This is a genomic window from Amphritea pacifica (assembly GCF_016924145.1).
Lineage (GTDB): Bacteria > Pseudomonadota > Gammaproteobacteria > Pseudomonadales > Balneatricaceae > Amphritea > Amphritea pacifica.
The window spans coordinates 18632-38597 of record NZ_JAFFZO010000028.1 but is presented as its reverse complement, the minus strand read 5'-3'; the positions used below and the strand labels follow the sequence as shown (position 1 = coordinate 38597).

18 protein-coding genes are annotated in these 19966 nt (G+C 53.9%); 13 read left to right on the top strand and 5 right to left on the bottom strand.

Annotation, left to right across the window (positions count from 1 at the left end; translation table 11 throughout):
* Positions 1-5: 5 nt before the first annotated feature.
* The 4 genes from asd to rsgA all read right to left on the bottom strand — a co-directional run bounded on the left by asd (position 6) and on the right by rsgA (position 4607).
* Positions 6-851: an archaetidylserine decarboxylase gene (gene asd, locus JW499_RS15985; protein ID WP_205211520.1), complete on the bottom strand. Its 846-nt coding sequence runs from the start codon at positions 849-851 to the stop codon at positions 6-8.
* A gap of 99 nt (positions 852-950) precedes the next feature.
* Positions 951-1763 (bottom strand): sulfurtransferase, encoded by an 813-nt coding sequence (locus tag JW499_RS15980; RefSeq protein ID WP_205211519.1) that lies wholly within the window; start codon positions 1761-1763, stop codon positions 951-953.
* Complete coding sequence (locus JW499_RS15975; protein ID WP_205211518.1) at positions 1760-3568, bottom strand: HDOD domain-containing protein; 1809 nt, start codon at positions 3566-3568, stop codon at positions 1760-1762. The genes JW499_RS15980 and JW499_RS15975 overlap by 4 nt, the downstream gene beginning before the upstream one ends.
* 16 nt (positions 3569-3584) lie before the next feature.
* A complete protein-coding gene (rsgA, locus tag JW499_RS15970) occupies positions 3585-4607 on the bottom strand; it encodes a small ribosomal subunit biogenesis GTPase RsgA (RefSeq protein WP_205211517.1) in 1023 nt (340 codons plus the stop codon).
* 97 nt (positions 4608-4704) lie between these two features.
* Between rsgA and orn the strand changes: the two genes are divergently transcribed.
* The 3 genes from orn (at position 4705) to JW499_RS15955 (ending at position 8296) form a co-directional block, all read left to right on the top strand.
* Positions 4705-5247 (top strand): oligoribonuclease, encoded by a 543-nt coding sequence (gene orn, locus JW499_RS15965; RefSeq protein ID WP_205211516.1) that lies wholly within the window; start codon positions 4705-4707, stop codon positions 5245-5247.
* 113 nt (positions 5248-5360) lie between these two features.
* Positions 5361-7190, top strand: a complete 1830-nt coding sequence (locus tag JW499_RS15960; protein ID WP_205211515.1) for an EAL domain-containing protein — start codon at positions 5361-5363, stop codon at positions 7188-7190.
* Between the two features lie 113 nt (positions 7191-7303).
* Entirely contained in the window at positions 7304-8296 is a 993-nt protein-coding gene (locus JW499_RS15955) for a patatin-like phospholipase family protein (RefSeq protein WP_205211514.1), read from the top strand.
* A gap of 28 nt (positions 8297-8324) precedes the next feature.
* On the opposite strand, the gene queG is transcribed toward JW499_RS15955, so the two are convergent.
* Positions 8325-9449 (bottom strand): tRNA epoxyqueuosine(34) reductase QueG, encoded by a 1125-nt coding sequence (queG, locus tag JW499_RS15950; protein WP_205211513.1) that lies wholly within the window; start codon positions 9447-9449, stop codon positions 8325-8327.
* Positions 9450-9510: 61 nt separating this feature from the next.
* Here queG and JW499_RS15945 point away from each other — a divergent pair, with 61 nt between their 5' ends.
* The 10 genes from JW499_RS15945 (at position 9511) to JW499_RS15900 (ending at position 19962) form a co-directional block, all read left to right on the top strand.
* Positions 9511-11013, top strand: a complete 1503-nt coding sequence (locus tag JW499_RS15945) for an NAD(P)H-hydrate dehydratase (RefSeq protein WP_205211512.1) — start codon at positions 9511-9513, stop codon at positions 11011-11013.
* An 11-nt stretch (positions 11014-11024) separates the two neighbouring features.
* Complete coding sequence (gene tsaE, locus JW499_RS15940) at positions 11025-11498, top strand: tRNA (adenosine(37)-N6)-threonylcarbamoyltransferase complex ATPase subunit type 1 TsaE (protein ID WP_408627327.1); 474 nt, start codon at positions 11025-11027, stop codon at positions 11496-11498.
* A gap of 136 nt (positions 11499-11634) precedes the next feature.
* Complete coding sequence (locus JW499_RS15935) at positions 11635-12960, top strand: N-acetylmuramoyl-L-alanine amidase family protein (protein ID WP_269814582.1); 1326 nt, start codon at positions 11635-11637, stop codon at positions 12958-12960.
* A gap of 22 nt (positions 12961-12982) precedes the next feature.
* Entirely contained in the window at positions 12983-14878 is a 1896-nt protein-coding gene (gene mutL, locus JW499_RS15930; RefSeq protein WP_205211509.1) for a DNA mismatch repair endonuclease MutL, read from the top strand.
* Complete coding sequence (gene miaA / locus JW499_RS15925; RefSeq protein WP_205211508.1) at positions 14844-15818, top strand: tRNA (adenosine(37)-N6)-dimethylallyltransferase MiaA; 975 nt, start codon at positions 14844-14846, stop codon at positions 15816-15818. Before mutL ends, miaA begins: the two co-directional genes overlap by 35 nt.
* A 118-nt stretch (positions 15819-15936) precedes the next feature.
* Complete coding sequence (gene hfq, locus JW499_RS15920) at positions 15937-16173, top strand: RNA chaperone Hfq (RefSeq protein ID WP_091361235.1); 237 nt, start codon at positions 15937-15939, stop codon at positions 16171-16173.
* Between the two features lie 8 nt (positions 16174-16181).
* Positions 16182-17501: a ribosome rescue GTPase HflX gene (hflX, locus tag JW499_RS15915; protein ID WP_091361237.1), complete on the top strand. Its 1320-nt coding sequence runs from the start codon at positions 16182-16184 to the stop codon at positions 17499-17501.
* Between the two features lie 54 nt (positions 17502-17555).
* Positions 17556-18749 carry an FtsH protease activity modulator HflK gene (hflK, locus tag JW499_RS15910; RefSeq protein ID WP_205211507.1) on the top strand — a complete coding sequence of 398 codons (1194 nt, stop codon included), beginning with the start codon at positions 17556-17558 and terminating at the stop codon, positions 18747-18749.
* Positions 18749-19627 carry a protease modulator HflC gene (gene hflC / locus JW499_RS15905; RefSeq protein ID WP_205211506.1) on the top strand — a complete coding sequence of 293 codons (879 nt, stop codon included), beginning with the start codon at positions 18749-18751 and terminating at the stop codon, positions 19625-19627. Before hflK ends, hflC begins: the two co-directional genes overlap by 1 nt.
* Positions 19628-19764: 137 nt before the next feature.
* On the top strand, positions 19765-19962 hold the full coding sequence (locus JW499_RS15900) for a DUF2065 domain-containing protein (RefSeq protein ID WP_205211505.1): 198 nt from the start codon (positions 19765-19767) through the stop codon (positions 19960-19962).
* Positions 19963-19966: the final 4 nt, after the last annotated feature.

The window sequence follows — 19966 nt, the reverse complement described above, 5'->3', positions numbered from 1 at the left end:
CTCGTTCACGAGCCACTGATCGCCTGGCCAAGACGCACCGGATCATCCGCTTTCAGTGTCCCTGACCATTCTATCGCATCTTTACCAAATAGCAGCACAACGGTCGACCCGAGCTTAAATCGGCCCATCTCTTCGCCCTGTTGTAGCACGACCGGCTCTGCCGGTTTGTGGTGGTCTGTACGCCAGCTGTGTTTCTGCGGTGGGGCCACCTGACCGCTCCAGACCGTTTCAATACCCGCGACAATCATCGCTCCGACCAGTACCATCGCCATCGGCCCCAGCTCTGTATCAAATATAGCGATCAATCGTTCATTTCGGGCGAACAGATTATCGACCCCTTTGGCGGTGGTCTGATTGACTGAGTAGAGATCGCCCGGAACATAGATCGTTTCCCGCAGGGTGCCGGTAACCGGCATATGTACCCGGTGGTAATCACTGGGGGACAGATAGATGGTGGCAAAATGGCCATGGATAAATTCCTGTGCCAGATCTGCGTGGCCGCCTAACAGGGTACTGAGGCCGTAACCCCGGCCTTTTGCCTGTAAAATCCGGCCATAATCGATACCACCGATCTGGCTGATCGCGCCGTCGGCAGGAGACACCACGGTGGCCTCATCAAGTGGGCGCATACCGGGTTTCAGGGCGCGGGTGAAGAAGGCGTTGAAATTGTCAAACTGGTCCAGATCCCCGATCAGTGCTTCACTCATATTGACCCGGTAATGTCTGGCAAATGTTTTAATAAAGGGTCGCTTGATCCAGTTGCAGCGGCTTTCAGCCAGATAACCTACCGCCCGGGACAGCAGGTGTTGGGGCAGTATGTGTTGCAGCAGAATAAACAGGGAGTCTTTCACAGTCAGGTTTCCGAAAAATAGGTCAAATAATTCTGTTAAATATTATCGTTGAACAGCGGTGTGGATGATCGCGGCGGAAGAACAGCGGCGTTGCTAACATCAGGTCTCAATCGGCGTATCATCCCGGTTACCCCATTCAAACCAGGAGCCATCGTAGCAGCGTACCTTGTCGAACCCAAGGTGTTTTGTGAACAGATAGCTGAGGCCCGAGCGGCGGTGGGTCTGGCAGTGGGTGATGACGGTCTTATCCGGGGTGACACCCAGGGCGTTGAGTTCTGCCATTATCTCCGCGGCAGGTCGCAGTTGTGGCTGCTCGCTGGACACCAGGGCGCGGGTCCATTCATAGTTCACCGCGCCGGGAATATGCCCCCCCCGTTTTGCGTTAATGATCTTCTCGCCCGCGAACTCTGCGGGGGAACGGACATCGAGAACGATATGGTCACTGGCATTCAGATGGTCGCTGATATAGGCGATATCTGCCAGATACTCTGACGTTAAGGTTACCGGGTAAAGGGCTGGGGTTGCGGTGTTTGGCCGGGTCTCCAGTGGCAATCCCGCTTGAACCCAGCCCGCCAGGTGGCCATTCACAAATGAGCAGCGCCGGTGGCCGATACTGTTCAGGGTCCAGATCATCCGTCCGGCCCAGGGCCCCATCTGGTCATCGTAAACAACCACATGTCGTTCAGGGGTCAGGCCGATCTCCCCCAGTAATCTACTGAGCTGTTCAGGCTCAGGGATTTTGTTTGGCACCTCGCCATGGCCCCGTAACAGTCTGGCCGGGTCCATATGTATGGCGCCGGGGATATGCCCCTTGTGATAGTTTTCTGCTGAAGAGAGATCAAGAATCAGCAGATTTGCGGTGGATGGTTGTTCAGCTAGCTGCTGAGGGGAGATAACCAGTGGCAGGCTCATTTTTTGGCTCCGGCGCGTAATTTATAAACATGGTCCAGACAGCGTCCGGCGCTATTACACAGGTCTTTAAACTTTTTATGATGAAAGGTCTGCACCCCATCGGCAGTGTTATCCCGGTCAGCGTAGATAATGACCACCGAGCGGTTACTGGCGATCAGTGACATCAGCAGGTAGTCATTCTGGCTGACATGGCGGCTGAAGGTGGCTGGTAACATTGTTCTGACCTGTTCTCGGTTGGTCTGGTTAATCAGCAGACATCCCGGTTTTTCGTTCAGGCGGCTGAACAGACTTTTGGGCCCCAGAATATGGGTGGAGTGTGGCAGGGGGTGGTTGTCGGCAAAACCGGTGGCTTTGACAACTTTCAGGGAGTTGCTTTTCGGTGGCAATATAATCAGTGCAGCGCGTTGCATACCCAGCCCGGCAATGAGCGCTTTTAGCAGATCATTAAGCACCTGGGCACCCTGACTGTAGTAATCCCCTAACTCATTGAATCGTTGCAGATACTGCCGGTAGAGATTCTTGTCGAGAAAGTCAGCGTCGGCCACAGTGCGTTGCTCAGCTGTTCTGATCGCTGGCTGAGTTTCGGGGGTCACGACCGGCTCAGCCTCAACCGGGGTTTGCCGGTTATCCGCTGACGCGGCCTCATCTTGGCTGATACGACCAGCAGCAGGTTGATCGGTTGCGGCTTCAGCTTCAGCTGCGACTCGTTGCGGTGGGGCCGGCCGGTTAACTGTTGTGGTTGCGTTGGTTTTGGCAGACTCTGAAATTGATTTATCGTGAGGCAGTTGAAAGAGTTTTCTGTCTGTTGCGGTCAGTCTGTATGTGGGAGACAGATCCGATTCAAGCATCAGCATCTCTGCGGCAGGGGCGAGCGTTCCGGCGACATGATAGTTTCGTGAAGCCATAACACAATTTCGATGCAGGAACGCGAAGGTATGGTTGAGTTCGCCCCGCAGGTAATCATTGATGATGTCGATCAGATGGAGAGTCGCTTCTGTCCCCCAGCCATAGTTGGCCGTCAGCGCCAGCAGATTGCCCAGTTTGACCGGGAAAAACTTCTGCTGTGTCAGATGGTTTAGCTGACGCAGCTGGTCGCCATCCAGTCGGGGATCACTCAGGGCGCGCTGGTGTAGCTGCAGGATCATCTGACGATTAAGAGGGGTGCTGTTTTCCAGCGTCACTCTGGCCAGTGACGATACTGGCCAGAGGGACAGCAGTCGCTTGGAGATGCCATCAATGGTGCAGCCCAGTACCCGGGTCTCAGCCAGTTCAGGACTGACATTTTTTTCGCGGATCATGATCTGGATTTTAACCATATGCTGCGGGGCAAAATACCACAGCAGCCAGTGACCTATGTTGTAAAACAGCGCGGCCAGATAGCTCTCTTCGGCAAACATACCGCCACGGCACTGTTTCAGCCACTGATGCACCTGAGTTGCAGCATGATGACTGTTGGCAACGGCCCGGAAATACATTTTCTGCGCGGTACTGGCCGGATTCAGGCGGAGGCTGGGCAGACTGTTGATCAACTGTTCCAGTTTATGCATCCCCAGTGAGCCGATGGCGTGATCGATACTGGTGATCTCTGACTGCTTTTCATCATGCAGCCTTCCTGCAGCCAGTGCCACGTGAAAGCAGAGCAGAGGATCGCTTTTGATCAGCTTGCTCAGATGGTTGACTGAGCAGTTCGGATCGGCCAGTTTTTTTTGTAGCCGTTTGATGATGCTGAGTCTGACCGGTGGCTGTTTTTCACTGAGAAAGTGGTACCACTGCTCAGCATTCTGCGGAATCTGTTGTTCGGTCATTGGTCCTGCTGCCCCGTCAGTCCTGATTCAGGGTATTCAGAATATGCTTGTAGCTGTTTACCCGTTGCTCACTGATCTTACCCTCTTCGATGGCCTGTTTGATAGCGCAGCCGGGCTCCTTTTCATGGTTGCAGTCTCTGAACTTACAGTAGCCGATAAAAGGGGCAAACTCGCGAAACCCATCGAGAAGATTATGTTCATTAATGTGCCACAGGGCAAACTCCCGGATTCCGGGGGAGTCGATCAGGTCGCCCCCATCAGGAAAGTGAAACAGCCGGGCGGTGGTGGTGGTATGGGTGCCTTTGCGGGTGGACTCGGACAGAGCCCCCACTTTGAGATCTATTCCCGGTAGCAGGGCGTTAATCAGTGATGATTTGCCCACGCCGGACTGGCCGACAAACACACTGATACGGTTATTCAGCTGTTGTCGCAGAGGAGCCAGCCCCTCTTTGTCCATCGATGAAACCTGCATCACCTGATAACCGATGGAGCGATAGAGGTCGACCATCGTGTCTACCCGTTGGCGATTTTCATCGTTTAGCAGATCGGTTTTGTTGAGCAGGATGACCGGTTCGATGCCACTGAGTTCGGCAGCCACCAGATAGCGGTCGATCAGATTGTAATGGGCCAGCGGTTCAACGGCGATGGTGATCACGATCTGATCGATATTGGCGGCTACCGGCTTGAGCTCGCCGTGGTTGTTTGGCCGTTGCAGAATCGTGTTGCGTGGCTGGGTGGCCACCACCACACCATATTCAGCTCCGGCGCGCCAGATTACCCGGTCACCAGTTACCAGCGTGTCGAGATTGGTGCGCATATGACAGCGAAAGATCTGCCCGGCAGCATCGCCTTCCTGCGCTTCAACGTCGACCTGCCGGCCAAAGTGGGAGATGATCTGGCCGTGTTGTTCCGGCCCCAGATCACCGCCTTCCAGTTGCTGATCGATATCTGAATCTTTGCGCGCTGCTCGCTGGGCACGCTCGTCCTGAATCTTCTGTACGCGCCAGGTCTGGCGGCGGGTAAGCTTACGTTTCGACATTTATCAGCTAATTCTGGTATAGGGGTGAATTTTCACAGCATGCTAAGGTATTCTATTAAGCACTCATTTTACAGTACTGGTACTAAGGAATACTAATATGTCACGGCAGAATAACCTGATCTGGATCGATCTTGAGATGACCGGTCTTGATCCGGAGCATGACAGAATCATCGAGATCGCCACTATCGTAACAGATTCGCAGCTGAATATTCTGGCAGAAGGGCCAAATCTGGTGGTTCATCAGTCCGATGAGTTGTTAAACGGTATGGATGAATGGTGTACCAGGCAGCATGGGCAGTCTGGGCTGACGCAGAAAGTGCGTGACTCTCTGATCAGTGAGCGACAGGCTGAGCTGGATACAATCGAATTTGTCAGTGAGTATGTGGATAAGGGCGCTTCGCCGATCTGTGGCAACTCAATCGGTCAGGATCGGCGTTTTCTGGTGAAGTATATGCCGGAGCTGGAAGCGTTTTTCCATTACCGCAATCTCGATGTCAGTACTATCAAAGAGCTGGCCCGGCGCTGGGCACCAGAGGTGCTGGATGGTGTGGTAAAAAAAGGCAGTCATCTGGCGTTGGATGATATTAAAGACTCCATTAATGAGCTGCAGCACTATCGTGAAACATTTTTTAAGCTATAAATGATAACGTCTGAATCAGGCTCCCATTATGGGGGGAGAGCTTCGGGTCGGGTGAAGACTTATTCCTTTTTCTGCCATATGCTTACTGGTGAACCGGAACCTGGACACTGCTCATGATTGATGAAATCGATAGTGTAAACTCATACGACCAGCCGCCTGTTGAAGAGCGGGCGATGTCGGTTGAGGAACTGGATAAGATTCTCAGGTTGCAACAATCTATTTTTGCTCAGGTTGCCGGCAACGCTGAGTATATCGATACCCTCAATGCTTTGTGTTGCATGGCGGAGCAACTGCTGCCCAATTCTGTTGCCTCGGTTATGCTGCGCGATGAACAGAGTGGTCTGCTCAATGTGCTGGTTGCCCCCAGTGTGCCGCAACAGGGGGTCGATGCGCTGCAGGGCCTGGCTCCGGGGCCTGGCAGCGGATCCTGCGGCAATGCGGTGATGCGCAATGAGCCGGTGTTCGTCAGGGATACATTCAGTGATCCCCGCTGGCAGGATCTCAGGCAACTGGCTCGTGATTTTAATCTGTGCGCCTGCTGGTCAATGCCGGTGCGCAACAATGATGGCAACGTCATTGGGTCGTTTGCGCTCTCCTCTTTTGAACAGCGTGCGCCATCGGCTTTTCATATTCGGTTGCTGGATGTCGGCGCCTCGATGGTGAATATTGTGCTGGCGAAACAGCATCAGGAGCAGGCGCTGGAAGAGCAACGCAAGCAACTGATAACGGCGCTTGAGTGCGACAGTCTGACAGCCCTGCCGAATCAGTCAAAACTGAAGGTGCAGCTGAAAAACTGTATCGCTATGCAGTCCCTGTTGCTGATCAATCTGGATAACTTCCGCTTTATCAATACCGCTTATGGTCCCTCCTTTGGTGATCTGTTTCTCTGCAAGGTGGCGCAACTGCTGCGGCAGCAGTTTCCTGAGGCTGAGCTATACCGTATTAATGCGGATGAGTTTGCGCTGTATTACCGGCTGCCGACCGATCTGCAACAACAGGTTGAACGGTTCAGGGAGTATCTGTTCGGGCATCCGCTGAAAATTGACGACCAGTTGTTCAGTATCACTTTTACTGCTGGTGGTGCATCGGGACGCAAAAATCTGCTGGAACAGGCCGTTCAGGCGATGAGCCAGGCAAAAGCACGGGGTAAAAACCGTTATCACATCTATGACGCCGAGCTGGATGAGCCTGACCAGACATTGCGCCGTGAATATATCCGCTGGAATGCTATGCTGCATCAGGCGCTGAATGAGGGACGGGTGAAACCGTATTTTCAAGGGGTGCGTGATAATAGTAGCGGCGACATTGTCAGTTATGAGGCTCTGGTGCGTCTTGAGGATCGTGGTAAGGTCTATACCCCCTACCATTTCTTTAATGCGGTCAGGCTGTCCGGCCTGTTTCCCACCATTACCCGTCTGGTGATTGATAAGGGGCTGGCAGAGATTGCCGGTACCGGGTTAATTCTGTCGGTTAATATCACTGAGGATGATCTGCTGCTGGAGTACCTGGAAACCTATCTGACAGAGAAGACGGCCACCTACGGAGTAGCGCCGGAGCAAGTTGTACTGGAGATTCTTGAAGGGATCAGTGCGTCAGGTAAGAAAAATCACATTGCCCAGTTAACCCGGCTTAAAGATCTGGGGTATAAACTGGCCATCGATGACTTTGGCACTGAGTATTCCAATTTCGAACGCCTGCTTGAATTACACGTCGATTTTGTCAAGATCGACGCGAAATATATCAAAAATATCGCTACCGATAACAAAAGCTATGAGATTACCCGGGCAATTGTCTTCTTTGCCCGTAACGCTGGCATCAAAACCGTTGCTGAGTTTGTTCATAATGCTGCGGTGCAGCAGGTGGTTGAAGCATTAGGGATAGACTATTCTCAGGGGTATCTGTTTAGCGAGCCTGCCGCGAAAATTACCGTTGATCACTATTAGATAGAGAAAGCAGCGTTTCGCTTACCTTTCAGCGCAAACGAAAAGTATTCATCTCTAATTCACCTCTGGTATGTTATTTTTGTGCATTGCACAATAAGGCCTGAGAGGTGTCTATGAAACCTGTTTCTATCAATCTTGCATTACAGGGGGGTGGTGCCCACGGGGCATTTACCTGGGGAGTGCTGGATCGTTTGCTGGAGGAGTCCTGGATCAGCTTTGATGGTGTCAGTGGCACCAGTGCCGGGGCTATGAATGCGGTTATGCTGGCTGAGGGGTGGCGCAAAGGTGGTCGTAGCGGCGCTAAGGCGCAGTTAGCGTCGTTCTGGCTGGCGGTCGCTTCCAGTGATTTTTCGATTCGCTTGCCGGAACAGCTTGAGGGGGCGGTGACCCGTTTCTGGCTACATGCGATGCGCTATCTTTCCCCCTACGACCTCAATCTGTTGGATATCAATCCTCTCGAAGACCTGCTGCAGCAGCAGGTGAATTTCAAAAAGCTGAGGCAGGACTGTCCGTTTAAGCTGTTTATCGCCACCACCGAAGTAGCCACGGGAAAATTAACCCTGTTTAATGAGACTGAACTGGATCTGCCCCATCTGTTGGCGTCGGCTTGTCTGCCTAATATCCATAAAGCGATTGAGATTGACGGGGCATTCTACTGGGATGGGGGTTTTTCCGGCAACCCCGCAGTGTTTCCGCTGATCTATGAGTGTGTTACGGATGATGTGCTGATTATTCTGCTGCAGTCGTTGCAGCGGGATCAACTGCCGGTTTCCGCAGAACATATTGCGGCGCGGGTTACCGAACTTGGATTTCAGAGCACCTTTATGCGGGAGATGCGGACCATTACCAATATCCGCAAATACAGTTCAGGCTCGCGTTGGCGGCAGGGCTGGGCAGAGCGTAAGGTAAACGGCATGCGCTGTCACCTGCTGGAGAGTGATCCTCTTTTGGCGGGGCTGGGTGGGGCCAGTAAGTATGATAACAGCAAGCAATTTCTGACCGGGCTGATGGAGTCTGGCCGGGAGGCGGGCGAACACTGGCTGTCTGCCCATGGAGCCCAGTTGGGGAAGCGGGAAAGTTGTGACCTTAACGCCCTGTTTAGTTAAGTAAACTCATGAATATGGGTTTCTTTATTCAGTCCGGCAGTGTTGCTGACCGGCGGTGGTTCAGAATGGGGGGCTGCTGATCGGCGCGTCGGCTTTGCAGATGCTGTAGCGCCCAGAGGGCGTGCTCCCTGACCAGTGGATCATCACCATCGATCATGCTCTGTAACGCCTTCAGCACCTGCTCGCCCCCGCGGCTGTTGCCCAGGGCAACGGCGATATTGCGCTGCCAGCCGCTGTAGCCGGTGCGCCGGATCGCCGACCCTTCCGTGCGTTTCAGAAAAGTCGCCTCATCCCACTGCTGAAGCTCCAGCAGCGATATGCGGTCAAGGTTATGGCGTGGAGTGAAATCAGTCTCGTCGCTGTGCTTTGCAAAACGGTTCCAGGGACAGATCAACTGGCAGTCATCACAGCCGAAGATACGGTTGCCAATCAAAGGCCGGAACTCGGTAGGAATAGAGCCCTTTAGTTCGATAGTCAGGTAGGAGATGCAGCGCCTAGCATCCAGTTGGTAGGGCGCGACAATCGCCTGGGTTGGGCAGATATCGATACACGCCTGACACTGGCCGCAGTGCTCCTCTGTGTAAGGAGGATCGACCGGTAGCGGCAGGTCGACAAACAGTTCCCCCAGCAGAAACCAGGAGCCGGCCTGACGATTTAAAATCAGGGTATGCTTGCCCTGCCAGCCCAGGCCGCTGTTGCGGGCCAGCGGCCGCTCCAGAACCGGTGCGCTGTCGACAAAGGCACGATAACCGAACTGACCGATCAAGGTTTCCATCTGTTTGCCCAGTTGGGTCAGCTTTTTGCGCATTACCTTGTGATAATCCCGTCCCATGGTATAGCGGGATATATACGCCTGATCCGGGTTTTTCAGCACGCTGATGGTTTTTGTATCGGGGGGCAGGCAGTTCATACGGACACAGATAATACGCTGCGTTCCCTCGGTGAGCAGTGCCGGATTAATCCGTTTATCGAAGTGATTTTCCAGATAGCTCATCTCTCCCTGATAACCTTTATCCAGCCAGGCTTTAAGGGGCGCAGCTTCCGCACTCAGGTCGGTGCCGGTGATGCCGCACTGCTGAAAACCCAGGGATATGGTCATCGCTTTGATCTGATCCGCCAGGGTTTGCAGTATTTCAGGGTCGTATTGAGTCATCGGCGCTATATAATGAAGTTAGGAAAAGTCTTTCAGAGACCATGTTTACAGAGAGTATGTTATGTCACATTCTGACCTGCCAGCATCATTATACACAGCGAAACAGACCCGCGCTCTTGATCAGACAGCGATAGCGTCGGGTGTGCCGGGTTTTAAACTGATGCAACGGGCTGGGCATGCCGCCTTTGACCGTTTACGGCAGCGCTGGCCCGACGTTCGGAAGCTGACGCTGTTGTGTGGCGGTGGCAATAATGGTGGGGATGGCTTTGTGGTGGCGGTGCTGGCGCAGCGTTTGGGTATGCAGGTGCAGTTGCTCTGTGTCGGCGGCGATGATTTTGCCGCGCGGTTGTCCGGTGAAGCACTGCAGGCCTGGGAGTGGTTGCAGACGGAGTCTGTGGCGTGGCAGCTTTACAACGAGCAGCCTTTCACCGGTGAGCTGATCATTGACGGGCTGTTGGGAACCGGGATTAGCGGCGAGGTACGCGATCCATTCCGCACCGCGATTAAACAGATTAACCGGGCGGGCCTGCCGGTTGTGGCGCTGGATATTCCATCGGGTTTATGCAGTGATACCGGCGCGGTTCTCGGCGTTGCTGTGCGGGCCGATATGACGGTGACCTTTATCGGCGTTAAGCGCGGATTGCTGACCCATGAGGGGCCGGCGTTTACCGGAGAGCTGCTGTTTGACGGGCTGCGTGTCAGCGATGATGTTTATGAGTCGGTGGATGTCGCTGGATTTATTACCGGGGCAGATGATCTCAGCCACCTGTTACCGCCCCGGAATACAACCACTCACAAGGGTGATTGTGGTCATGTGTTGGTGATTGGCGGCGATACCGGTATGGGCGGCGCGGCAATTATGGCGGCCCAGGCAGCCGGGCGCTGCGGCGCCGGGCTGGTGACGGTTGCGACCCGGGCTGAGCATCTCTCTGCGCTGTTGTCCCGCTATCCTGAAGCGATGGCGGTGGGGGTTCGTTCAGGTAGCGAACTGGAACCCTTTATCGAACGGGCTGATGTATTGGTGGTGGGACCGGGGCTGGGGAAAAACGCCTGGGGCGAGCAGTTGCTGATGCAGGCGCTGGGCGCTGACAAACCGCTGGTGCTGGACGCGGATGCGTTGAACCTGCTGACGCTTCGCCGGGAGTTTGGGCAGCGCAATGGCGAACGCTGGGTGATCACGCCACATCCGGGGGAGGCCGCCCGGCTGTTAGGCTGTAGCGTTGCCGGATTGCAGGCTGACCGGTTTGCTGCGGTGGTTGAGTTGCAAGCCGCATTTGGCGGGGTTGCGCTGTTGAAGGGGCCGGGAAGTCTGAGTTTTGATGGCGACGCGCTGCATCTGAATCCTACCGGAAACCCGGGGATGGCCAGCGGTGGCATGGGCGATGTATTGAGCGGTGTGATCGGCGCGCTGATCGCTCAGGGGCTGTCTGCTGCCGATGCAACCCGTTTGGGGGCCTGGTTGCATGGTGCTGCAGCAGACCGCAGTGCTGCACTTTATGGTCCCCGAGGTATGCAAGCGACCGATCTGTTGGCACAATTACGCCTGTTGGTTAATGGTTTGTAAGGATGGGCAGAGTGCCGCAGAAATCTGATTACAGTGTGTTTATTGCCGATGAAGCGGCAATGGTTATGTTTGGACAGCAGATTGCCCGTGCAACCACCGGCGGAGAGGTGATCTTTCTGGAGGGAGACCTGGGTATGGGTAAAACCACCCTGAGTCGGGGTGTATTGCAGGGCTTTGGTCATCAAGGCTCGGTTAAGAGTCCAACCTATACACTGGTTGAACCCTATGAGCTGGGCGATATAACGGTGTTTCATTTTGATCTGTATCGGCTGGGAGACCCTGAGGAACTCGAATACCTGGGTATCAGAGACTATTTTACCGATCAGAGCATCTGTCTGATTGAGTGGCCTGAACGGGGTGAGGGGGCGTTGCCTCTGGCGGATCTGTTACTGAATATTACGGTGGAGCAACGGGGCCGTCGGATAAACTGGCAACCGCAGACTGAAAAAGGCCGGCAACTGGCCGATAAGCTGATAGTCAGTTGATGTGATTGGCAGGCAGCCTGTCAGCAGGTATGTTGTAATGGATATATTCAGAGCGTATGTGAGCGCTTGATTTAGGGGCTTGGGTTGTAACAGTACGATGAGAAACCGAATGATACGACGGGCGGGACTGATAGTATTGCTTTTGAGCTGTTGGCTGGGGACTGCTGGTGGCTATGCGGCTGAAGTTCATAATGTGCGGGTGTGGATCGCTCCGGATCATGCCCGGCTGGTGTTCGATCTGTCCTCGGAAGTACAGCATAAGTTGTTTACTCTGAAGAAGCCTGACCGCATCGTGTTGGATGTCTCCGATGCGTCTCTGCAATCCAATCTGGAAACTGTTGATCTGTCTGGCAGCCCGGTATCACTGATCCGTTCCGGTTCCCGTAATGGTGGTAAAGATCTGCGCATCGTGCTTGATCTTAAAGAACATGTGAAGCCGAAGAGCTTTGCCCTCAAACCGAATGATCAGTATGGGCACCGGCTGGTGCTCGATCTTTATCGTGATGTGGCGCCTGAAGCCCCGCAGAAAACCGCAGTGGCGTCTGCAGACGACCCGGCAGCGTTGCGGGATATCGTGATTGCGATTGATGCCGGACACGGCGGTGAAGACCCCGGGGCTATTGGTCCTGGACGGGTCAAGGAGAAAACCGTGGTGCTGGGGATCGCCCGGGAACTCAATGCACTTTTGCAAAAGGAGCGGGGGTTTCAGCCTAAACTGACCCGTGATGGGGATTACTATATCAGTCTGCGCAGCCGTACTGAACGGGCGCGCAAGATGAATGCAGATATGTTTGTCTCGATCCATGCGGATGGCTTTCGCGATCACCGTGCCCGGGGGGCTTCGGTCTGGGTGCTCTCCCCCCGGGGGGCCAGTAGTGAGATGGGACGCTGGCTGGCGCAGAAAGAGAACAGTGCCGATCTGATTGGTGGTGTGGGCGGAGTGAGTCTGGAGGATAAAGACGATGTGCTGGCCAAGGTGTTACTGGATATGTCGATGACCGCCAGTCGCAGTGATAGCCGGGATATCGCCCACAGTATCCATAAAAATATGAGTAAGTTTGCCAAAATGCATAAAAAGCAGGTTGAGCAGGCGGGATTTGTGGTTTTGAAGTCTCCTGATATCCCCTCTATTCTGGTCGAAACCGGTTTTATCACCAATCATGACGAGGCGGCCAAGCTGAAATCTAAGGCGTATCAGCGAAAGATGGCCGAAGCCATTTTTGCCGGCATCAAAGCGCATTTCTCGGCTAAGCCCCCCGCGCTGACCTGGCTTGCCTGGCAAAAAGAGGGACGGGGCGCCGCCAGGGCAGCACCCTCCAGCTACAAGGTGGTGCGGGGGGACACTCTCTCTGTTATTGCCAGCAGGAACGGTGTATCGTTGTCGGCACTACGCAAGGCGAACGGGCTTAGCAATGCTGACCAGATACTGGTTGGCCAGGTGCTGAAGATCCCTGCCAGTTAAATAACTATTTGTAATCTGTGATATGTCCCGAATACACCTGCTGACCCCCCGGCTGGCGAACCAGATCGCCGCTGGTGAAGTTGTTGAACGTCCCGCTTCGGTTGTGAAAGAGATCCTTGAGAACAGTCTTGATGCGGGGGCTGGCCGGATTGAACTGGATATCGAGCAGGGTGGGGTCAAACTGATCCGCCTGCGGGATGATGGACAGGGGATAGAGAAAGATGATCTGCCGCTGGCGCTGAGTCGCCACGCCACCAGTAAAATACTCAACCTGGATGATCTTGAAGCGGTCGAAAGTCTAGGCTTTCGCGGTGAAGCCTTGGCATCGATCAGTTCGGTATCCCGTCTGACGCTCACCTCACGAACCGCGGATCAGGAGGCAGGCTGGCAGGTGCAGACTGAGGGGCGGGATATGGTCGCTGAGGTATCGCCCGCAGCGCACCCGCAGGGCTCTACAGTCGAAGTGCGGGATCTGTTTTTTAATACCCCGGCGCGGCGTAAATTTCTGAAAACGGAAAAAACTGAGTTTAAACACCTGGAAGAGGTGGTGAAACGGCTGGCACTGAGCCGCTTTGATGTCGGATTTACCCTGCGACATAACCAGAAAGTGATCCATCAGTTGCGTCCCGCCATCAGCGAAACCGAACAGGAACGGCGAATTTCGACCCTGCTGTCGCCAGCATTTATTGAAAATGCAATGAAAGTGGATGTCAGTGCCGAAGCCTCAGGGCTGCGTTTATGGGGCTGGGTGGCGCTGCCGACCTTCTCCCGCAGTCAGGCCGACCTGCAGTACTTCTTTGTCAATGGCCGGATTATCCGCGATAAAGTGGTTGCCCATGCACTGCGACAGGCCTATCAGGATGTGCTCTACCATGGCCGGCATCCGGCCTATGTCCTCTATATGGAACTGGATCCGAAACTGGTGGATGTCAATGTGCATCCTACCAAGCATGAGGTGCGCTTCCGTGAGACCCGTCTGGTACATGATTTTATCTTCCGCACTACCCATCGGGTGATAGCCGATATCCGCCCGGAGCAGGGTAGTGAGCCGGCGATCTCCGGTGCCGCAGCCAGTCACCTGTTGAGTGCTGCACCGGGACAGTCCGTGACGCAGCAGAGTTTTGAACAGAGTCGCATGCCTCTGCATCAGTTGCAGCGTGATTCCGGCAATGCAGCCGGTGCCGGGTTTATTTCCCGTGCTACGTATCAGTCAGATCGCCCGGGGGCTGGCCAGGTTCGTGATCAGATCTCCGCCTATGGTGCGCTGCATCCTCAGGGAGATTCTGCCACTGGCATGCAGCCGGCCTCTATGCCGCAGGCGGATGATACCGAGTGTCCGCCGCTGGGGTACGCTATTGCTCAGTTGCACGGCGTGTTTGTGCTGGCACAGAATGATGCTGGTCTGGTGGTGGTGGACATGCATGCCGCCCACGAGCGGGTGGTATATGAGCGGATGAAACAGGCATATGAGATGGAAGGGGTTCGCAGTCAGCCGTTGCTGGTGCCCGTGAGTATGGCGGTTAGTTCTATGGAAGCAGACTGTGCTGAGGAGCAGGCACAGGTGTTCTCGAAGCTCGGTTTTGAGATCGCCCGGATGGGAGAGGAAACCCTGGTTGTCCGCCAGGTGCCGGTGGCACTGGCCAGCGCCGATATCAGTAAACTGATTCTCGATGTGTTGGGGGATATGGCGCAGTTTGGTACCAGTCAGAAAATTCAGCAACACACCAATGAGTTGCTGGCGACCATGGCCTGTCACGGTTCTGTGAGGGCTAACCGGCAACTGACTATTCCTGAGATGAACGCATTGTTGCGGGATATGGAGCGTACCGAACGCAGTGGTCAGTGTAACCATGGCCGTCCCACCTGGACACAGATGTCGATGAATGATCTCGACAGTCTGTTTATGCGGGGACAGTAAGTTGGTTGATCAGTTGCCGCCAGCCATCTTTCTGATGGGGCCGACTGCGTCAGGCAAAACAGATCTGGCGATGGCGCTCTGTGATCGCTTGCCCTGCGATATTATCAGTGTTGATTCGGCGATGATCTACCGGGAGATGAATATCGGCACCGCGACGCCGGATGCAGAGTTTCTGTCCCGTTACCCCCACCGGCTGGTGAATATCCTTGATCCGGCTGAGAGTTACTCTGCGGCTGATTTCAGAACCGATGCCCTGCGGGAGATGGCTGAGATCACGGCAGCAGGGCGGATTCCGCTGTTGGTAGGCGGCACCATGCTCTATTATCAGGCTCTGCTGAAAGGTCTGGCCACCCTGCCGCAGGCGGATCAGTCGATCCGTGAGCGTCTGGTTAAGGAGGCTGAGCAGTCAGGCTGGGAGACGCTGCATCGGCGTTTACAGCAGGTGGATCCGGTGGCCGCGCAGCGTATCCATCCGAATGATCCGCAACGGATGCAGCGGGCGCTGGAGGTGTATGAGCTGACCGGACGTTCGATGACTGAGTTGTGGCAGGAGCAGGAGTCACAACGGTTGCCCTATCATGTCACCCAGCTCTGCGTTATGCCGGGTGAGCGTAAAACTCTTCATGAGCGGATTGAACAGCGCTTTCATATTATGCTGGAACAGGGGTTTGAGGCTGAGGTTAGAGCGCTCTGGGAGCGTGGCGATCTCAATCTGCAGATGCCTTCGGTGCGCTGCGTTGGTTATCGGCAGATGTGGGAGTATTTCGAGGGCGTTTGGGATTACCCGACAATGATCGAAAAAGGTGTCATCGCGACGCGACAATTAGCAAAACGACAGGTCACCTGGCTGCGTAGTTGGGACAATCTGCATCATTTTGAATCGGCAGACCCTAATTTAACTAATAATGCCTTGAAATTGTTGGATGGGATCATTATATAATGCAGTACTGAAAATAACTTTTGGGCTGTCCGGCTTTTTAGAGGCAGCATTTTGTATCGCGGGCTATAAAATATAGCTGACCAGCGCTGCATTACTTAGTCTTAGGAAGGAGCTTCCAATGTCAAAAGGGCAATCTCTACAAGACCCTTATCTGAACGTACTGCGTAAAGAACGGGTACCTGTTTCGATTTTTCTTGTAAATGGTATCAAACTTCAGGGACAGATTGAGTCCTTTGACCAGTTCGTTATCCTGCTGAAGAATACTGTCAGCCAGATGGTATACAAGCACGCTATTTCTACTGTGGTTCCAGCCCGTCCGGTAAAACTACCGCAGGGTGACGAATCGACCGACTGAGGTATTCATTGTTCTTTGAGCGCCCTGAGTCTGGCGAATGCGCCATACTAGTTCATATCGATATGGCAGATGAGGTGGACCGCGAAAGTCCTAAAGAGCTCGAAGAGCTTGCCCTGTCTGCTGGTGCAGATCCGGTAGCCTTTCTCACCGGATCTCGCAGTCTCCCAAATCCGAAAACGTTCATCGGCTCCGGTAAGGTAGAGGAGCTGAAGGATCTTGTGCACCTGCATCAGGCTGAACTGGTGATTTTTAATCACAGTCTGAGTCCGGGGCAGGAGCGCAATATCGAGCGTGAGATCGAATGTCGCGTACTTGACCGTACCGGTCTGATTCTGGATATCTTTGCCCAGCGGGCACGCACCCATGAAGGTAAGCTTCAGGTTGAGCTGGCTCAGCTTGAGCATATGTCGACCCGATTGGTGCGCGGCTGGACCCACCTGGAACGACAGAAGGGGGGGATCGGTCTGCGTGGTCCGGGTGAAACCCAGCTGGAAACCGACCGCCGGCTGCTGCGGGCCCGTATAAAAAGCATTCTTAAACGGTTGGAAAAGGTGCGCAAACAGCGCGAGCAGGGGCGTCGTGCCCGCAGCCGCTCCGAGGTGCCAACAATCTCATTGGTTGGTTATACCAATGCGGGTAAATCAACTCTGTTTAATCGTATTACTGATGCTGAGGTTTATGCTGCAGATCAGTTGTTTGCCACGCTGGATCCTACCCTGCGCCGGATTGATCTGGCGGATGTGGGGGCCGCAATCCTGGCTGATACTGTGGGCTTTATCCGCCATCTGCCCCATAAGCTGGTTGAAGCGTTCCGTGCTACTCTGCAGGAGACTACTGAGGCCGATCTGCTGCTGCATGTAATCGATGCCTACGATGAAGATCGGCAGTCACATATGGACGAGGTGCACTCTGTCCTGAAAGAGATCGGTGCCGATGAGGTGCTGACTCTCGAAGTTTATAACAAGATCGATATGCTTGAGCGAGCTGAAGCACGTATCGACCGTAATGATGAGGGAAGACCTGTACGGGTCTGGTTATCTGCAGTCTCAGGTGAGGGGATCGATCTGCTATTTCAGGCGATCACTGAGCTGCTGGCTGGCGATATCTTCCATGAACAGCTGAGCTTACGACCGGAGGAGGGTGGTTTGCGTGCCCAGCTTTATGCTCAGGGGGCTGTTCTGAATGAAGTGGTGGATGATCAGGGAGTTATCGATCTGGAGGTTCGTATTCAGAAAAAAGATCTGCTGCAGCTATTAAGTCGTATGAACATAGCACCAGAGCGCTATCTTGGCGTTAATGTCAACAAACCCGAGTGGTTGCATAGTTAAGTTATGCTGCTTACAATTTTTTAATGGTTTAAACAGTTCTAGACGGAGTACAGTATGGCTTGGAATGAGCCTGGTGGTAACGGGAATAATCAGGACCCCTGGAATAACGGCGGTGACCGTCGCGGTGGTGGTAAAAAGGATCAGGGGCCGCCTGATCTGGATGAAGCACTGCAAAAGCTGCAGGAAAAGCTGAACGGTATATTTGGTAAAGGCGGTGGCAATAAAGGCGGCGGTGGTTCCGGCTCTGGTCCATCGGCGGGATCTTCTTTCGGTATGCTGGTGGTAGTTGCTGTTGTGTTGCTGGTTGGCTGGGCGGCGATGGGCTTTTACACCGTGGATCAGCAGGAGCGTGGTGTGGTGTTGCGGCTGGGTAAATATCACGAAACCGTGATGCCGGGGCTGCAGTGGAATCCGCCACTGATCGATGATGTAACCACTGAAAACGTAACCCGCGTTAGCGCCTATGAGCATCGTTCACTGATGCTCACCGAAGATGAAAATATTGTCGACGTCAGTATGACGGTTCAATACGTTATCTCTGATCCGGTCAAGTATGTGCTTAAGGTTCGTGATCCTAAGTCCAGCCTGGAGCATGCGTCAGAGTCTGCTCTGCGTCATACCGTTGGTTCCTCTGAGATGAACTCGATTCTGACCGCGGGTCGGGAGGTGCTGGGTAATGATGTGAAGCAGCGACTGCAAAATTACATGGATGGTTATCAGACCGGTCTGCGGATCACGCAGATCAACATCAAAGAAGCGAAAGCGCCGTCCCAGGTGCAGGATGCGTTTGATGACGTGATCAAGGCTCGAGAGGATGAGCAGCGCTCTATTAACCAGTCAGAATCATACCGTAACGGTATTGTCCCTGAAGCACGCGGTAATGCGCAGCGGATGAAAGAGGAAGCGAATGGTTATCGTGAGCGGGTTGTGGCGCAGGCTGAGGGTGATGCCAAGCGCTTTACTTCGCTGCTGACTGAGTATCAGAAAGCCCCTGAGGTGACGCGTGAGCGTCTCTATCTGGATGCCATGGAGTCCGTGTATGCCAGCAACGCTAAAGTGTTGGTTGATGTCGAGGGGGGCAATAATATGATGTACCTGCCTCTGGATAAGCTGACAGAGAGCCGGCCCCGGACGGCTACCGGCAGTAATACAAGCCGGTTGAACAGCTCTGAGTTGCGGGATGTAACTAATCAGGTTATTGAGCAGCTTCGTCAGCGTCAGCAATCGACATCACGGGAGGTACGCTAATGTCTGGTAAATCTATGACGGGATTAGTGATCGCGCTGTTAATTATCGTGGTTGGCTATAACTCCCTGTATATCATTAAAGAAACCGATCGGGCGGTACTGCTGAAGTTTGGTGAGATCGTTAATCCGGATATCAAGCCCGGCTTGCATATCCGCTGGCCGATTATCAATAAGGTGCGTAAGTTTGATGGCCGGGTGCAGACACTGGATGCTCAGCCACAGTCATACCTGACAGTTGAAAAGAAGCGACTGGTTGTGGATTCGTTCATCAAGTGGCGTGTCATCGATCCGCAGAAATACTACACCGCCACTTCGGGCGACGAGTATAAAGCGGCAGAGCTGTTGTTCCCGAACGTCGATGCGGGACTGCGGAATCAGTTTGGTGAGCGTACCCTGACCGAGGTGGTTTCCGGTGAGCGCGATGAGTTGATGCTTGAGCTGGTCGACTCCCTGAGTGTTCAGACAAAGGAAGAGCTGGGTATTGAGATGATCGATATTCGCGTCAAGAAGATCGATCTGCCGCAGGAGGTGTCTGCCTCTGTTTACGAGCGGATGCGTACTGAGCGTGAACGGGAAGCCCGTGAGCTGCGTTCCCGTGGTAAAGAGCTGGCTGAGGGTATTCAGGCGGATGCCGATCGTCAGAAAGCGGTTATCGAAGCGAATGCTTATCGTGATGCGCAGCAGGTTCGTGGTGAGGGTGATGCCATGGCGGCCAAGATCTATGCTGAAGCCTACAATAAGGACCCAGAGTTTTATGCCTTTTACCGCAGTCTGAATGCGTACAAAGAGGCGTTTAATCAGCAGGGCGATATTCTGGTGCTCAAGCCTGACAGTGATTTCTTCCGCTATCTGGGAAATTCCAGCGGAAAGGGCAAGTGATCACAATGCGCCGATTGTAGTATAAAAAATCCACGGAATAGGCTGCACTAACTGACCTGTTCCGTGGTAGAATTCCGCAACCGGGTTTTGACCCGGTTTTTTTATGTGGCGGCCGTGCCGCTGTGTTGAGGTGGGTAATGCATTCTGAACTCTGGCACCAGTTACTGATTGGCTTCTGTCTGATGCTGGTGATGGAGGGAGTTTTGCCTTTTCTCTATCCACAGCGCTGGCGTAATCTGGTTCATCAGTTGGCTTTGGTGAGTGACCGGGCGCTACGTATAACAGGTTTTGTAAGTATGATGGCTGGCGTCATCCTGCTTTATATATTTAACTGATCCA

Excerpts from the sequence above, each read along its gene's own strand:
- JW499_RS15980 (WP_205211519.1), bottom strand. The coding sequence starts at position 1,763 with ATGAGCCTGCCACTGGTTATCTCCCCTCAGCAGCTAGCTGAACAACCA.
- JW499_RS15975 (WP_205211518.1), bottom strand. The coding sequence starts at position 3,568 with ATGACCGAACAACAGATTCCGCAGAATGCTGAGCAGTGGTACCACTTT.
- rsgA (WP_205211517.1), bottom strand. The coding sequence starts at position 4,607 with ATGTCGAAACGTAAGCTTACCCGCCGCCAGACCTGGCGCGTACAGAAG.
- orn (WP_205211516.1), top strand. The coding sequence starts at position 4,705 with ATGTCACGGCAGAATAACCTGATCTGGATCGATCTTGAGATGACCGGT.
- JW499_RS15960 (WP_205211515.1), top strand. The coding sequence starts at position 5,361 with ATGATTGATGAAATCGATAGTGTAAACTCATACGACCAGCCGCCTGTT.
- JW499_RS15955 (WP_205211514.1), top strand. The coding sequence starts at position 7,304 with ATGAAACCTGTTTCTATCAATCTTGCATTACAGGGGGGTGGTGCCCAC.
- queG (WP_205211513.1), bottom strand. The coding sequence starts at position 9,449 with ATGACTCAATACGACCCTGAAATACTGCAAACCCTGGCGGATCAGATC.
- JW499_RS15945 (WP_205211512.1), top strand. The coding sequence starts at position 9,511 with ATGTCACATTCTGACCTGCCAGCATCATTATACACAGCGAAACAGACC.
- mutL (WP_205211509.1), top strand. The coding sequence starts at position 12,983 with ATGTCCCGAATACACCTGCTGACCCCCCGGCTGGCGAACCAGATCGCC.
- miaA (WP_205211508.1), top strand. The coding sequence starts at position 14,844 with ATGATCTCGACAGTCTGTTTATGCGGGGACAGTAAGTTGGTTGATCAG.
- hfq (WP_091361235.1), top strand. The coding sequence starts at position 15,937 with ATGTCAAAAGGGCAATCTCTACAAGACCCTTATCTGAACGTACTGCGT.
- hflK (WP_205211507.1), top strand. The coding sequence starts at position 17,556 with ATGGCTTGGAATGAGCCTGGTGGTAACGGGAATAATCAGGACCCCTGG.
- hflC (WP_205211506.1), top strand. The coding sequence starts at position 18,749 with ATGTCTGGTAAATCTATGACGGGATTAGTGATCGCGCTGTTAATTATC.
- JW499_RS15900 (WP_205211505.1), top strand. The coding sequence starts at position 19,765 with ATGCATTCTGAACTCTGGCACCAGTTACTGATTGGCTTCTGTCTGATG.